The sequence below is a fragment of the Wujia sp. genome, assembly GCF_056872695.1.
In genome coordinates this window covers 1-15,552 of sequence record NZ_DBMFCD010000015.1, presented here as the reverse complement: position 1 = coordinate 15,552, position 15,552 = coordinate 1, and the positions used below count along the sequence as shown (strand labels likewise).

The window sequence follows — 15,552 nt, the reverse complement described above, 5'->3', positions numbered from 1 at the left end:
AACGGACTCTTCAATTTCTATATCCATGCATCTATTCTATGTCTATGCAACACCCGGGAACTCTGCCTTCATATCTTTATTTACTTCATCGATATGTAATCCCAGATAACTGTCCGGAACTACCTCATACGCCTTCCGCATATCGTCGATACAAGCCATCATCGAAAGTGGAACTCCGATGTACATATCGTCTACGGAAATTGCCACATCACCGGTATTCAGAGAGATATTGTTACGGTCTTCCTTATACGGTGGTGCTGTCAGAAGCTTCGTTACCGCCTCACTGAAGAACGGCATGATCGCCGGAAGGGAAATATACTTATGATTTGTAATATTCACTTTAAATCCCGGCTTTAAGATACACAGCTTCTTCTTTGCGGTCTTCTCACTGGCACCTTCGACAAATGCCTTCGCAGCCCGATCCATGATCTCGGCACGCGTCTCATTTGTCGGAGACACAAACATCATATTAAGCTCAGCCAAAGTCGGGCGCTTATCCGCAAACGCAACCGAGATCATCTTCTCCGGTGCATACATACCGACACCGATCAGAATATTCTTATAGACACGTTCCATCTCCTGTTTTACAGGTACGATACGTCCATTATCAATATTGGATTCATTGTCCGCGAGCAGCTTAACAATACCCTTGTACAACTCATCCACACGATCCTGTGTGATATAATCTGACGGCAGATACTCCTGCTGCTTTGCATCCTTCAATAAGAATCCGGTAATCCGCTTTCCGTTTGCTGCGAGATCCTCCACCGCATTCTTTAAGTCCTCATTAAACTGTGCATACAACTCTTCGAGCCGCTCTGCCTTCGCACGGAGAAAACGCACAATATCGCCGAACATATCTTGATCGTTCATTCCATCAATCAGCATATTCCGCTGCAGAGTCAGACATTCTTTGACACATGCATCATAATATCCGTTCTCTGTCTCACGCTTTGCCGACGGGAATGTGAAGAATCGTTTCGCAACGATATCCTTGATTGACTCAATGATACGACTGAACTCTCCGGTTGGCTGGTACTGTTTCATAAGTCCGGAAAGCCGTTCGATATCCGCAATCATGCCACGGTCTTTCTCACTGCTTCCAATACCGCCACAGCCGATAATATCCATCACCGCATATGGGCCTTTCTTCTGCATAAACCACTCGAGTTCCGCATTTAACGTATCAAGTACATGATTCTTCAGAGACTTGATCATAATTGGAATACGATCTTTCATGGATGCAAGCTGACGTCCCATATTCTCGCGCAGGCCATCCTGATTTTTCTTGATCATTTTATAAATCGGTTTCTCAAACTGCCTGATCGGAATAATTCCATTCACCGAAAGCTTGATCTCATCCCCCGGTTGTCCAGACAGGAAAGCATCAAGTTCACCAAACACCTTCTGTCTTGACTCCTTCGCCTGCGGATCATCCTCTGCAAGCTCATGCAGCTTTTTATACGCCTCAACAAAAATCTCATACTCACAGATATTCTCGATCTGCCTGATTGGAATCTTATAATCGGATTCGTTGATAATCTTGTAATAGCCGCGGTCTTCCCCATCGAAAAATACATCACGCAATAGCTTGCCCTTTGCACCATCCTCGCCTTGTCCGACATGTTTCACTGATGCAAGCTTTGTCAGGAAATACGCTACATCACTATAGATAACCCCATCCGGAATATATCCCTGTTCATCCTTCTTTCCGGATATAAGCAGACAGGCATCAAATATATTCTCACGGATCGTAAGTTTGTGTGTCGTGCTTTCAAATGTATAGCGTTCGTCTTTGTCCTTACTTGTAAGCCGCATATAATAATCGACTTCTTTCAGTGTTGCATAGCCATTTGCATTCAAATTTGCGAGCAGATCCGGATTCGATACGATCTCCCGTTTGCTGTAAAGCACATCTGGCATCAGCAGACAGGCTCCGACGCGGACACCATTCCATTTCTTGGAACGGATATAAGCCCGGATATTATAGGTAAGATCTGTCAGGATACCACCACTTGTACCGCCGGCGACGCCCGACACGATAATGATATCGAGCTTGCCTGACTTCGAACGGGTATGTGCCTCCTCAAGCTTATCAAACAGCAGAACACGCATATCCTCATATGCATTGGAAAACATCAATCGTCCAATCTGACGGTTGCCCTTGGCTCCATCCGTATCAATGTTGATCTGTGGGAAGTCCTCACGCATCCAATTCGCAAGATTCGGATGCACCGGATTCTCCTTGATGCCTTTGACCAGAAGATTTTCCAGATTCGGGCGATAGATACTGATAATCTCCGTTGCATTCAGACCGATACCATCCCGGCTTGCCTCAATCATATTCTCCATCGCCGGGATATCGGAATCCACCATCAGATATTGGATGTTATCGTCCGGTGTAATCTCTCCCATCAGCATCCCCTTCATATCGCAGACAACCTGACTGCCCATGCCTCCAAGTCCGATCACAAGCAGATCGCCGTTGTAGCGCTGCTCGTTATCCAGTTTCTCGAAGATACGAATGTCTTTTAACTTTGTAAATTCCTCTTTTTGTGTGTCAATTAAAATCATGTTACCTTCTCCTTTTATATCAACGCTTCTCCCAATATTGATACAACTTTAAACCCCGGATTCACAATTCATTGATTCTCTAGTTCTTGCGGAATTCTTCTAATTCCAGTCCCTCGTTATGCTCCAGCATCAGGCGGATAGACCATTCATTTGCAAACAGCAAAAGTGGATTGTCCTTCATATCCTTGACCTTCTTGCAGTCGCTGATTCTTGACAGCTTATTCAGATCCGTAGAAGGATCCTTTACCCATCGGATATAATTATATGGAAGCGGCTCTAAGCGGATGTCACATCCATATTCATTTTCCAGTCTGTACTTCAATACATCAAACTGCAGCACACCAACCACGCCGACAATAATCTCGGACATTCCAAGTGTATAATCCTGGAACATCTGGATTGCACCTTCCTGTGCAATCTGTGTAACACCCTTGATAAACTGCTTACGTTTCATCGAATCCAAGTGCACCAGTCTGCAGAAATGTTCCGGTGCGAAGGTCGGGATTCCCTCGTACTGGAATTTCTTTCCCGGCGTACATAACGTATCTCCGATAGAGAAAATACCCGGATCGAATACACCGATGACGTCACCTGCATACGCCTCATCAATAACCTTACGATCCTGTGCCATGATCTGCTGTGGCTGGGATAAGCGGAGCTTTCTGCCACTCTGCACATGATAGACTTCCTTGGTTGCATCAAACTTACCGGAGCTGATCCGCATAAATGCGATACGATCGTGATGCGCCTTGTTCATGTTCGCCTGAATCTTGAACACAAAACCGGAAAATGGCTCTGTAACCGGGTCGATCAGACCTGCATCCGACATACGCGGAAGCGGACTCTGTGTCATCTTCAGGAAATGCTCCAGAAATGTCTGCACACCGAATGTTGTCAGTGCGGAACCGAAAAACACCGGAGATAACTCTCCTTTATCCACCTGCTCCTGATCAAACTCATCGCTTGCGCCATCCAGAAGCTCGATTTCATCCATCAGCTGCGCATAAAGCTCATCACCAACGGCATCTTTTAGCGCCGGATCCGTTACATCATAATCAGTTTCTGCCGCCGACTTCGCACCACCGACAGACACTGCCTGAAACATCGATACTTTCTTTGTATCCCGGTCGTAAACGCCCTTAAAACGCTTTCCGGCACCGATCGGCCAGTTGATCGGGCATGTCCGGATTCCGAGGACATTCTCAATCTCATCTAATAGCTCAAATGAATCTCTTGATTCAAGATCCATCTTATTGATAAATGTAAAAATCGGGATATGACGCATCACACAAACCTTGAACAGCTTGATTGTCTGCGCCTCCACACCTTTTGATGCATCAATCACCATGACCGCGGAATCTGCCGCCATCAAAGTACGATAGGTATCCTCCGAGAAATCCTGATGTCCCGGCGTATCCAGAATATTGATACAATATCCGTCATAATTAAACTGTAACACGGAAGAGGTAACAGAAATACCTCTCTCCTTCTCGATCTCCATCCAATCGGAAACCGCATATTTGGAATTTGCTTTTCCCTTTACCGAACCAGCTGTGTTGATCACGCCACCATAGAGCAAAAACTTCTCTGTCAGGGTAGTCTTACCGGCATCCGGGTGGGATATGATTGCAAATGTTCTTCTCTTCTTAATCTCTTCTTCTAATGATGCTCCCATCTGTTCCTCCACCTTTAAACTCACTTCATGCTATTATAGCATTTTAGAGATGGCTTTCAAAGTCTAATCTGAAAGATTTTTCAACTTATTTTGTTTTTTTGCATAAAAATACAGCTCCTGATTGTATGAATTGCACACACCAAACTCCGTACACGGACAATACACCGTCTCACAGGCATCGATCAACGCTTTCGCCTGTGCCAGCATCGTATCCTCCGGCATTGTATAGGCCGGGATTTCCAGTACCTTCGCACAGAGTGCCTTCGCAACCGGATAGTCCCGGTCATGTACAGGTATAATCCCTGCCGCACACGGAATGCCCTGTCGCTGCAGCTTCCGGTAAAGCGGGATTCCATATCCGCCTCCGCCAATCACAAAGGTTTGAACCGTCCCCTTTTGCTTCGGGAACTCAACACTGCCATACGCCGCATCGTAGACGCCATCCTGCATCGCATAGAGCTCCTGTATATATTCTGTCGTCATCACCTCTTCCGGTGTTCCGACCCGGTCGACTCGATGTTCCTTCACACAGACAACACGGTCCGAGATCTTCTGTGCCAGGTCGATCTCATGCAGGGACATCACAACTGCCATCTGCCGTTTCCGCGCAAGTGTCCGAAGCAGCCACAGAAAGTCCGTCTTATAGCGGATATCCAGATAGGAGGTTGGTTCATCCAACACCAAGATCTCCGGCTCCTGACAGATTGCTCTTGCCAGCATCACACGCTGGCGCTGTCCATCGCTGATTCTCTCAAAATCCTGATCCCGAAGCGCTTCGACCTGCACCTGCCGCATCGCTTCTTCGATTTTTTCTTCATCTTCCTTTTGCAGCATCCCCATCTTCCCGGTATACGGATACCGGCCGGTCGCCACAACATCATAACAGGTATATCGTTCCGGGTGAATCCGCTCGGTCATCACGATTGCCATCTTCTTCGCCAGTTCCTTCGGTGCATAGGCAGACAGTTCTTTCCCATCAACGCTGACCGTTCCTGCAATCAGGGAAAGCTGACGGATGATACTTTTTAAGATTGTCGATTTTCCGACACCGTTTGGTCCGATCAGAGTCAGAATCTCTCCTTTTTTCACGTGGAGATTCACATGGTCTATGAGTGTCCGCTTCTGATATCCTACACTTGCCTCTTCCGTAACCATATAATCATTATCACTGTGCATAGCCATGTCTTCGCCCCCTCTCCTTCACCATCATATAGATCACAACCGGAGCTAAAAAGACCGCCGTCACAGAGCTGATGGATAGCTCAACCGGTGCAAATATTGTCCGTGCCAACAAATCACAGAGCACACAGAACACGCCACCGCCAAGAAAGCTGACCGGTATCATCACAACCGGCTTTGTCGTTTTTACCATACTCTTTACAAGATGCGGCACCGCGATTCCGACAAACGAGATTGGTCCTGCAAATGCCGTCACACAGGCGGATAATAAGCTGGATAACAAAATCAGCATCACTCGCAGCGGACGGATCGATACACCGACATTTTGCGCATAGCTTTCTCCCATCTGGTATGCCCCGATTGGCTTGGATAGAAGAAACGAACCGGCTACCGCCACTCCAACAACGATTATCATGATCTTTACATGCGCCATGGATATTCCGGCGAAGCTGCCAAGCGACCAGTTATGCAGATTCACGATATTCGAATCATCTGCAAAGGTTACCGCAATATCCGTGATTGCCGAACAGATATAACCGATCATCACGCCACACACAACCAGCATAGACATCTCCTGCACCTTCTTCGATACCGCCAATACGAAAAGCATCGAAAGGAGCGATCCGATAAATGCCATCGCGATCATAAACCATGAACTCATTGTAAACCCATGTGAGACACCTACGATCATCGCAAGTGCAACAACCAGCTTCGCCCCGGAAGAGATTCCGAGCACAAACGGACCTGCAATCGGATTTCTAAAAAATGTCTGCAGCAAAAATCCCGATACCGCGAGTGCACCTCCTAAGATTGCTGCCGCAAGCACGCGTGGCAGACGGATGGAAAGAATAATCTGCATCGCCTTCGCATCGGTTCCATGTCCGGTTAATACGGAGAATACCTGCCGCGGGGCGATTGATACACTGCCGATATAAAGCGATAGCAGGATTGCACCGAGCAGCAGTGCAAATAATACGATATATGTAATTATAATTCGCGTCTTTTTTGTCTTCATCTGTATTCCATTTTACAATTCATATAGTACATGTTCCATGCATTGATTTCATGATTCTGCTTATTCCTCTGTCAGCTTATAAAAATAATCGCTCTTTATCTCCTGTCCGGTAAATATCGCATGCATATCCGCAATCATCGTACCATATCCGGTCGTCTCCTGAAACATATTTTTTCCGGTTCCGTACACATGTCCTTCCTTAACGGCTTTGAAATCCGCAAATAGTGCATTCTTCTGCAAAAGTTCTGATACACTCGTAAGCTCACTGTCGATCGTACTGTTGTAGATGATATAGTCCGCATCCTTCGCCTTCTCATAGAACGTCTCCATCTGGATCGTCATAGTCGAAAGTGCATTTTCCTCGTCCGAGTCATCGAACGTAATACAGATTCCTCCGGCGAGTTCGATCATCTTCGATACATAATCACCGGACTTACGCACATTGACACCACCGTTTGTCGTCACGTAAAAAAATGCAACGGTCTTTCCGGTCGGTGCCTCGTTCAGAACGTCTGCGGTCTTCGCCGTCTCAGATGCAAACAACTGTTCTGCGGCTTCCTCCGCATCGAACAATGCGCCATAGAATTTCACCCATTCCAGTCTACCAAGCGGATCTGTCTCATAGCTTGAATGTTCCACGATCACAGGGATTCCGCACGCCTCTAACTGCTCCTTTACTTCCGGATTGTGCAAGATCATCGTCGACTCGATAGCAAGATCACAATCCCCGGCAAGCATCTGCTCCACATCCGGCGCATTGTATTTGCCTGCGTAGGCAAGCGTCTGTGCCTGCATCGCCTGCTTTGCCTCCGGGATATACCAGCCATCTTCCTTCGTGCCTGAGAAGGAAAGGTCGTTAAGACGTCCAATCTTCACAACGAAGTCCATGCCGGACGTTGCAGCCAGATATGCGTGCTTCGGTGTTCCATCAATCACTGTAATATCCGAAGGAAGTCCCTCCGGTATATTCTTACCATCCGGTACAAGCAGGTAATCACCGATATCACAAATGGAAATAAGCTTATACCCACCCGTATAATAATCCACAGAAAACTGTGTCGCATAGCTTAAATCCATACTATTTTCTTTTTTCAAGTTATCCCAGCGGATATCTGCATCCGATGCAGATGCGTCTGTCACCGTCTCTTTTGGTCCTGCATCCTCTGTATATGCAACATTCCCCTGTGTTGCACAAGCACAGGGGAACGTACACAACAGGGCGAACAGGAGTAAAAAAAGAATTCTTCTTCCTCGTCTCAAATCCAACACCCTTACTTTATTGTTTTAGAATCAAAATATAATGTATAGTCAATCTCATGTGGCGTACTCATTGCAGTCGTATCCGCAGAAATCGGCATATTGTAGTCAAATCCGGTAACCGGAATCTCAAATGTAGAATTTCCTTCCGTATTGACCGGCAGATACTTCTCCTCGCCGGCAATCATATAATCATAGTTTGAAGAACTCATGATAATCGTTGCAGTCACGATTCCGTTTTCCACCTTGATTTTCGTCGGGCTTTCCACCGTAGCACGACCGGAGCCTCCGGACAGGGTTACCTCAACCGTATATTCACCATCGGCGATTCCTAAATCCTCTGCCGTTTTTATCGCCGGATTATCTATGGCTCCAGCCGGAAGTGAATCGGAACGGAACACCAGCGTCCGCTCATACCATTTTTCCTTTTTGTTGCTGAATGCGGCACAAGCAATGCCCTCATCCAATGCATCCACAGGGACCGTAAATGTATGCGCACCATCTGTATCCTCTACATATGGGATATACTCTGACTCATCTGCAGCAACTGCCTCTTCCCCGGTACCCATATACAGATACCGATAGCCTTTTCCGCCCATTGTCATAACGGCGGTCATCTTACCGTCTGCTACCGTGAGCTTGCAGGCAGTAATGTTGAACATCGAAGAACTTGAATCAACCTCGATGTCATATTCACCATCTGCGACATTCTCTGCCGGAATCGGAACCATCCAATCCTCTACCACGTCACTTGCCGATGCCAGATCCGAACCGGTTGCAATCTGTGCATCTGCTTCGGTTGCCTGCTCTGTTGTCACAGCTTCCGTCGTAGTCGCGGCAGTTGTCTCCTGTGTTGTTGTATCATTTTTTCCGCATCCTGCAAGCAGGCAGGCAAGTACCACGCCTGCTGCAAGACTTACATTCCATTTCTTCACGATTCATTCCTCGCGTTTTTTATTCTATTATTTGTTTAATTTGTCAATAGCTGCCTGTGCATGCTTTACAAAGATATCCTGAATTGCCGGAAGCTCACCAAGACCACGAACGAGACATGTTACATCATAACCCGCATCCTCGAAGGTCGTCTTCCAGGAACCTTCCTCATCACCTGCCATATCGTTGTTTGCATGGTCACCGGCTACGATCATCAAAGGCTCAAGAACAACCTTCTTGTAATCGCCTGCCTGTACCTTTGCAAGCACATCATCCACAGAAGGAGTTGCCTCAACCGTACCTACGAAATAGTTCTCAAAACCGGCGTCTGTCAGCTTATCCTGCATCTTCTGGTATACTTCGTTGCTGTCTGCCTCTGTACCATGTCCCATGAAGCAGATGGCTGTCTCACCATCATCATACTCAGCTGTTGCATCTGTGATAGCTTTTACAACTTCATCGAAATCCTCATCACTTGTAAGAAGCGGATCACCGATTACAACCTGATCAAATGCATCTGCATAATCGCCAACTTCATTTACAACATCTGTATATTCCAGACCATTCATCAGATGTGTCGGCTGGATTACAAGATTCTTGACTCCGTTATCCACCGCGCGGTCGAGCGCTTCTGTCATATTATCAATGGCAATTCCATCTCTGCTCTTTACATGATCAATGATGATCTGGCTTGTAAAGCCTCTTCTGACGGAATAATCTTTACCGAATTCTTCATCAAGCTTACCCTCGATTGCACCGATCGTCAGACGACGGCTGTCGTTAAAGCTTGTACCAAAGCTTACAACAAGCAGTTCGTTGTCGCCGATTTCATCCTGATTACGAACATTATCCAATGATGCATCTCCTGTCTCATAATTCTCATCGTCCTCTGCCTCAGATGCAGTTGCATCTGCAACCGTTGCTTCCGTTGTCGTTGCAGCTTCTGTAGCTGCCTCTGTGGTTGCTTCCGTCGTTGCCTCTGTTGTCTCTGTCTTCTTGTCTCCACATCCTGCAAGCAGAGTTGCTGCCATACATGCTGTAAGGAATGCTACGCTTAATTTCGATTTCTTCATTTTCTGTACCTCTTTCCTTTTGTTTTTTATCCAGACACTTGTTAAGAATCGATTCAGACGCACAGAAAAAAAGCCGCCAGCGAAATCACAAACTGACGGAGTAACGGGCCATAGAACTTAATCTACAACGGTACGACCAATTACTCGTGATCTGGAAATCCTTCCTGTACCAATACACGGCAGGTTTCCTGACTTACCGATCCTCATACACATTCCCCTTCCCAGCCTTGCGGCCAGTGGTTATCTTCCGATATCAAATGTATACTCCCGGCTTACAGTGACGAGATCGTGCAGGACTTCCACCTGCTTCCCTTTTAACACATGTCTGCTTTTCAAAAACAAAAAAGCTCCACGGCACCGTATATTATGAATTCAATTCGTCGCAATAATAACACACGCACACAAAATGTACAAGTACAAATTTCATGTGCGTGATATATTTAAACTATGCTATTCCTATCTTTTAACTATTTTTAAGCAGATCCTGCAGCCGTTTCTCATAGACATAACAGTGTCCATGTGCCTCGATTGCCTTCTCATAGGCTTCAATAGCCTTCTCCCGCTCGCCCATTACCTCATACAGGATTCCAAGCTCATAATAGCCCTCCTCACAGCCATGATACCCACAGCTTGAACAAAGCTTCATCGTAACTGCCTGTTTCAAATATTTCTCTGCATCTGCATAATCACCAATCACCCGACAGTATCTTGCAAGCTTGATATAATCGCGCGGTGCCTTCCGGTCTTCCTCCGGTATCACTGCCTTACTTAAATACTCTGCATACTCAGACTTAATCTCCCCATCCTGCAGATAGAGTGCTTCCAGCAGCTCCCCATAATAATTGATGGTTTTATTTAAGTTAACCGCCTTTTTGTATGCATCAACCGCTTCCGCATATCTGCCACTCATGATAAGCACTCTGCCGTACTTGCTGTAGATGCTCGTATTATCCGGCTTTAACTTTATACCGAGCTGATACATCTGATCCATCATCAGAGTATCGTCCTCTTCCCCGGCAAGCTCCATCAGAAGACTCGCGCAGTCAAACCGCAGGTTTTCATCCGTGCCTTCCTCCGCATAGCTTTCCAGCAGCTGCTCTGCCTCCGGATAGCGGTCTGCTCGCGTGAGTGCGAGACCTGCCTCGATACGAAGCTGCGGATCCATATCATCTCCGTATTTTTGAATTGCATCCATCAGAATCTGGCACCCTTCTGTAATCCGGTTCAGGCAGAGCAGAACACGGGATTTGAAGCGGATGACCTCTGTTTTCCTCTGTATATCCCGGTCTGATTGCTCCGGTGCGATTGCCAGTGCCTGATTGAAATTTTCTAACGCATTCCCGTAATCCCGCCGCTCCCAGTAGATAAATCCTAGATTCGTATAATATGCCGCATGTGGCCGTACCTTAATCTGATCCTCATATGCCTTGATTGCAAGCTCCGTCTCACGAACCTTCCGATACATATATCCCAGATATCCAAACACATCTGGATTTTTCGGATTGATAGACGCAACCTTCTTATATACCGCAATGGACTCCTCATTTCGGTTTGCTTCATCATAGAGATCTGCCAGCTCTAACAACAGATCTTCATAATTCGGCAGATCGGATTCATCCGCCTTGTAATTTGCTTCCACCTTCTCCAAAAGCTTCAACGCTTCCTCTGATTTTTCCTGTGCACGAAGGCTTAATGCCTCATAATAATCCATCGCATCGCTCTCCGGACGGAACTCCCGGTACTGTGCCATTACATTTTCGGCATCCTCATACTGTTCTGCCTGCTGGAAGGTCAGTATCTCCTGTATGTACGGCTCCACACCATATGGATAGATCCGTATCGCCTTCTCCGCCGAATAGATGCATTCCTGCAGATAATCTAACATATAACAGCATTTTGCCCGGTAGCAATGCGCCCAGTATTCATCCTCATAGACCATAGATTCATAATCAATATGCTCTAACATCTCATCGCACGCCTTCATACAGTTGCCATACTCCTGCAGTTCATAGAGAATCCGAAGATTCAGGATGAGTCCGGTGATCTGCTCCTCATGCTCCGTCTCGACCGGAAGCTGTATATATTCCTTCGCTTTCTCGTACTCTTTCAGGTTATAGTAACAGCTTGCGATCAGTGTATGTGCATACGGATACCGCTTTCTGCGCTTGTTCTGTTCCTCTGTATAGCCGCCTTCTTCCGGCTGTATATCCTCAATTGCCTTCTTCCATTTTAAGAACAATGGCAGTGCCTTCTCCGTCTGTCCGGTTGCCAGATAACATCTGCCCTTCGCATTACAATAGAAGAAGATCTCATCGCCCTCCGGTTCAAATGTATCGAACACCTCCAACGCTTCCGGCTCCCGCTGATTCTGATAATAGCACCATGCCAGATCTAACTTTTTCTGATGATCTTCCGGATGCTTGTCCACATCCTGCTTCCATTTGTCAATGATTGCTTCATTTACCTGCTGCAGCCGGGTAAGGTACGCCATATCCCCATAATTGTTATGCATCAGCTCCTCGAAGATATCCTTTGCCTTCTCCAGATCCCCCATCGCATAATATATATCCCCTAAGCAATACTGTGCGTCTTCATAATCCGGATTCTCCGCAAGAATCTCTTCTGCGGTCTGCTTCGCCTCCTCATATCGTTCCAGACGGTACAACATCTCGCTCTTGATAAACTGCGTCATCTCGTCCTTTGGGTATCGCTCAAGGTTCGCATTGATCCTGCTTAAAAGCGCCTCATATACAGCCTCCGCTTCCGCTCTTGGAAGTGGCTGTTCCGCATCCTTTTCCTGCAAACGCGTATCCTTCATCTGCACATAGATCTCCAGCACATCGCCATGTGGATGTGTAAGCGGCAATCTTTTCAGTCGTTCTAATTCCTTGTGGAGCGCCGCCCGGTTCTCCGGTGTCGGCTCATCCTGCTTGTCCATCCGTTCAATCTTCATATACTGCTCAATATAGTCATCGGCATATGTATAATCTCCGGTCAGATATTCATAAGCAAAGCTGTCCTGCTTCCGCGCCGCCATCCCAAGAATATAAGAAATGTAATCCTCCGGAAATTTAACCAGCAAATCATCTTTACGCAGGGCGATATCAAACCGGTCCACAATCTCACGAAACACCGCATCCGGCATCCGGTAATGACCCATTATGAATACAAGCAGCTCCTCTAATGCTTCTGCCTCTGTGTCAAGCGATACAAATGCATCCTCACGAAACAGCTCTCGCCACGCATCCACACGGATTCGGTTCGAATAATCATTGTATAGTTGTTCTAATTTATCGGTAAGCTCCGTCCGTGGCGGCTGTAAGCCTTCTGAATCTTCGTCATCCCTATCATCCGGCAGCGCCTCCTGCCTGTCACAGCTTGCAATCGCCTCCTCGTAGGCATTCCGAAGCTCCATAAAACCATCTGCATCCTCCTCCGGATTTACAGATTTTAACCGTTCGCGATACGCCTGCTTGATTGCATCTTTATCGTCTGTCTGCCCGATTCCAAGTATCGTCCATATGTTCATAACCCCTGCCCTTGTACCTTTCTCGCTTTTTATCACTATCCAGTTTGTGCATAATTTGCACAGACTGATATTCCCACATAAAGAAACTTGTGCAAAAAATGCACAAGTTCATTTTAGCAAATGCAATATAAGAATACAATGATTTCCTACAGATTCTATAATCCTGTCAGATTATTTCTCACGCAATTTCTAAGATTCGCATATGCCCGCGTTTTCTCCATTGCAAGCCGCTTTTCTTCCTCTGTGCAGGCAGCGCTTGCCGCATAGCACTCGGCAAATACACCACTGTCGATACACGCTTGTACATCTGCACCGAAACATCCTGCAAATGCATAGACGGGCACTTTATACGACTTCGCTATCCGCGCTACGCCAATCGGTGTCTTCCCCATCAACGTCTGCGCGTCTAATTTTCCCTCTCCGGTGATAACCGCGTCTGCGTTTTTGATTGCCTGCGCAATCTGTATCTCATCTAATACGATGTCAATGCCCGGCTTTAAGACTGCATGTAAGAACATCAGACACGCATAGCCTAGACCTCCAGCCGCACCTGCACCGGGCGTCATGCGTTTTTTGTCGTGACTCTGCCTGTCGTTTTTATCAACATTCTTGCCTGCTTCATCATAACCGGTCTGCTGATTTTCCATCAGAGTAGGATTTTTCCGGTACATATCTTCCACAATATCAGCATATCGGTTCATCGCCGCATCCATCTCCTGTACCATCTTCGCATCCGCACCCTTTTGTGGGGCAAAGACGGCACTGCACCCCTGCGCACCGACCAGTGGATTCGTCACATCGCATGCAATCCGGAACGTACACGAAGCAAGCTCCGGCATTACATCCTCTGTTGTAATTGCCCGAACGTGTGCCAGCCCTTCCGCGCCATAACCGACTTCTCTTCCCTCTTCGTCCATGAAATGAAATCCAAGTGCCTGCAGCATTCCGATTCCTGCATCATTTGTTGCACTTCCACCAATTCCAAGGATAAATTTCCGACAGCCACATGTAATGGCATCGCGAATCATCTCGCCAACTCCATAGGTCGTTGTATGCATCGGATTTCTTTTTTCTTCCGGAACAAGCGGTAATCCGGCTGCCTGCGCCATCTCCAAAACTGCAGTCCTTTCTCCTGCCTGTCCATAGATTGTGTACCATGCCTGGACTTCCGTTCCAACCGGTCCGGTCACAGAGATTGTCCTTGCCTGCACATGCTCCTTTGCGAAGGTAAGTGCTTCCACCGTGCCTTCGCCGCCATCTGCAACCGGAAAGATCTGCACATCAAAGTCCAGGTACTTCTCTAAGATTCCGTCTCTGACTGCATTTCCTGCTTCCAGCGAAGTAAGGCTTCCCTTGAACGAATCCATCGCAACAACGATTTTTTTCTGACTTTTACTTTTGTTAAAATAATTTACCATATTTATTTTCCCCTCTGTCAACTGCAATTACCTACTTCACATTTTATCACATATCTGCTATGATGAACTACAGAATTATTGGATGTATTTGTAAGATAGGATGGGACTTATATGAATTGTCAAAAATCATATCGCAGATTGCTTAATTTCATTATTTCCATCATAATTCTGTTCTCTGGTCTGTACTTTAACCAGACGGAAGCAGATGCTTTTTTTGATGCGGCAAAGCCTACCGCCCAGTCGACGGTCAGCGGTGTCGAGCTTCCAATCTCTGCGAATACACAGATCAATACAAGCGAGCTTCTCCTTGCTTCGAGAACCTCTTATATAAAAGAAGTAAAACAGGGACCTGCACAGGCAGAAACATCTGTCCGGTTTATCGCAGCACTGCCAGATACACGGGAGCTTTCTTCCTTCCGCTATTCTATCTTTTCAGAACCGATTCTGTCGAAAACAATTATCAGTCAACAGAAGATCCTATGCTATATCCATGCACAGGACGGAAAAAAATCCAACCATTTTTCAGTTTAATCAAGACTAAACGTGGGACTATGGATGCACATAGTTTTCTTTGCGTACTTAAAAATTGAAAAATGGAGGACTTAATCTATGTTTATGAATATTCTTGTTGGTATTATGGCTGCAATTGCAATTCTCGCCGGAGTCTGGGGCTTCTGGGTCGATCACAGAAAGGATAAGGATCTAGCAGATGAAACATCTGCTGCAGGCAACGCAGATACAAGCAGTAAAAACTAAACAAAGTAACACGAAATGCCGGGACAGACATCCCGGCATTTTCTTGTATAGACAGAAAAATAAACCACCTGCTATGCAGGTGGTTCCCAGTGAGCTTTAGCTTCAAGTAAAGAAACCTCCATGATAATATAAAGTGTAGGTTC

11 protein-coding genes and 1 riboswitch are annotated in these 15,552 nt (G+C 46.5%); of the genes, 2 read left to right on the top strand and 9 right to left on the bottom strand.

Translation table 11 applies throughout. From position 1 onward, the window contains the following. Positions 1 to 42 precede the first annotated feature (42 nt). The 9 genes from ACZQK9_RS12030 to ACZQK9_RS11990 all read right to left on the bottom strand — a co-directional run bounded on the left by ACZQK9_RS12030 (position 43) and on the right by ACZQK9_RS11990 (position 14,653). On the bottom strand, positions 43 to 2,574 hold the full coding sequence (locus ACZQK9_RS12030; protein ID WP_483270727.1) for a tubulin-like doman-containing protein: 2,532 nt from the start codon (positions 2,572 to 2,574) through the stop codon (positions 43 to 45). Positions 2,575 to 2,653: 79 nt separating this feature from the next. After that, complete coding sequence (locus ACZQK9_RS12025) at positions 2,654 to 4,249, bottom strand: peptide chain release factor 3 (RefSeq protein ID WP_483270726.1); 1,596 nt, start codon at positions 4,247 to 4,249, stop codon at positions 2,654 to 2,656. Between the two features lie 63 nt (positions 4,250 to 4,312). Further along, positions 4,313 to 5,431 (bottom strand): ABC transporter ATP-binding protein, encoded by a 1,119-nt coding sequence (locus ACZQK9_RS12020; protein WP_483270725.1) that lies wholly within the window; start codon positions 5,429 to 5,431, stop codon positions 4,313 to 4,315. Beyond that, positions 5,415 to 6,443 (bottom strand): FecCD family ABC transporter permease, encoded by a 1,029-nt coding sequence (locus ACZQK9_RS12015; RefSeq protein WP_483270724.1) that lies wholly within the window; start codon positions 6,441 to 6,443, stop codon positions 5,415 to 5,417. The genes ACZQK9_RS12020 and ACZQK9_RS12015 overlap by 17 nt, the downstream gene beginning before the upstream one ends. A gap of 60 nt (positions 6,444 to 6,503) precedes the next feature. After that, on the bottom strand, positions 6,504 to 7,703 hold the full coding sequence (locus ACZQK9_RS12010) for an ABC transporter substrate-binding protein (RefSeq protein WP_483270723.1): 1,200 nt from the start codon (positions 7,701 to 7,703) through the stop codon (positions 6,504 to 6,506). Between the two features lie 11 nt (positions 7,704 to 7,714). Beyond that, positions 7,715 to 8,635, bottom strand: a complete 921-nt coding sequence (locus ACZQK9_RS12005; protein ID WP_483270722.1) for a hypothetical protein — start codon at positions 8,633 to 8,635, stop codon at positions 7,715 to 7,717. Between the two features lie 27 nt (positions 8,636 to 8,662). Further along, positions 8,663 to 9,706, bottom strand: a complete 1,044-nt coding sequence (locus ACZQK9_RS12000; protein WP_483270721.1) for a sirohydrochlorin cobaltochelatase — start codon at positions 9,704 to 9,706, stop codon at positions 8,663 to 8,665. 161 nt (positions 9,707 to 9,867) lie between these two features. After that, positions 9,868 to 10,083, bottom strand: a riboswitch (cobalamin riboswitch). Positions 10,084 to 10,169: 86 nt separating this feature from the next. Then, positions 10,170 to 13,235 carry a tetratricopeptide repeat protein gene (locus tag ACZQK9_RS11995; protein WP_483270720.1) on the bottom strand — a complete coding sequence of 1,022 codons (3,066 nt, stop codon included), beginning with the start codon at positions 13,233 to 13,235 and terminating at the stop codon, positions 10,170 to 10,172. Positions 13,236 to 13,390: 155 nt separating this feature from the next. Then, positions 13,391 to 14,653, bottom strand: coding sequence for a glycerate kinase family protein (locus tag ACZQK9_RS11990; RefSeq protein ID WP_483270719.1), 1,263 nt, complete (start codon positions 14,651 to 14,653; stop codon positions 13,391 to 13,393). A 111-nt stretch (positions 14,654 to 14,764) separates the two neighbouring features. Here ACZQK9_RS11990 and ACZQK9_RS11985 point away from each other — a divergent pair, with 111 nt between their 5' ends. Together ACZQK9_RS11985 and ACZQK9_RS11980 are read left to right on the top strand one after the other, a co-directional pair. Then, positions 14,765 to 15,184, top strand: a complete 420-nt coding sequence (locus ACZQK9_RS11985; RefSeq protein WP_483270718.1) for a hypothetical protein — start codon at positions 14,765 to 14,767, stop codon at positions 15,182 to 15,184. A 78-nt stretch (positions 15,185 to 15,262) separates the two neighbouring features. Continuing rightward, a complete protein-coding gene (locus ACZQK9_RS11980) occupies positions 15,263 to 15,409 on the top strand; it encodes a hypothetical protein (RefSeq protein WP_178017174.1) in 147 nt (48 codons plus the stop codon). The last annotated feature ends 143 nt before the right edge of the window (positions 15,410 to 15,552 follow it).

Coding starts and splice junctions, on each gene's coding strand:
- ACZQK9_RS12030 (WP_483270727.1), bottom strand. CDS start 2,574: ATGATTTTAATTGACACACAAAAAGAGGAATTTACAAAGTTAAAAGAC.
- ACZQK9_RS12025 (WP_483270726.1), bottom strand. CDS start 4,249: ATGGGAGCATCATTAGAAGAAGAGATTAAGAAGAGAAGAACATTTGCA.
- ACZQK9_RS12020 (WP_483270725.1), bottom strand. CDS start 5,431: ATGGCTATGCACAGTGATAATGATTATATGGTTACGGAAGAGGCAAGT.
- ACZQK9_RS12015 (WP_483270724.1), bottom strand. CDS start 6,443: ATGAAGACAAAAAAGACGCGAATTATAATTACATATATCGTATTATTT.
- ACZQK9_RS12000 (WP_483270721.1), bottom strand. CDS start 9,706: ATGAAGAAATCGAAATTAAGCGTAGCATTCCTTACAGCATGTATGGCA.
- ACZQK9_RS11995 (WP_483270720.1), bottom strand. CDS start 13,235: ATGAACATATGGACGATACTTGGAATCGGGCAGACAGACGATAAAGAT.
- ACZQK9_RS11990 (WP_483270719.1), bottom strand. CDS start 14,653: ATGGTAAATTATTTTAACAAAAGTAAAAGTCAGAAAAAAATCGTTGTT.
- ACZQK9_RS11985 (WP_483270718.1), top strand. CDS start 14,765: ATGAATTGTCAAAAATCATATCGCAGATTGCTTAATTTCATTATTTCC.
- ACZQK9_RS11980 (WP_178017174.1), top strand. CDS start 15,263: ATGTTTATGAATATTCTTGTTGGTATTATGGCTGCAATTGCAATTCTC.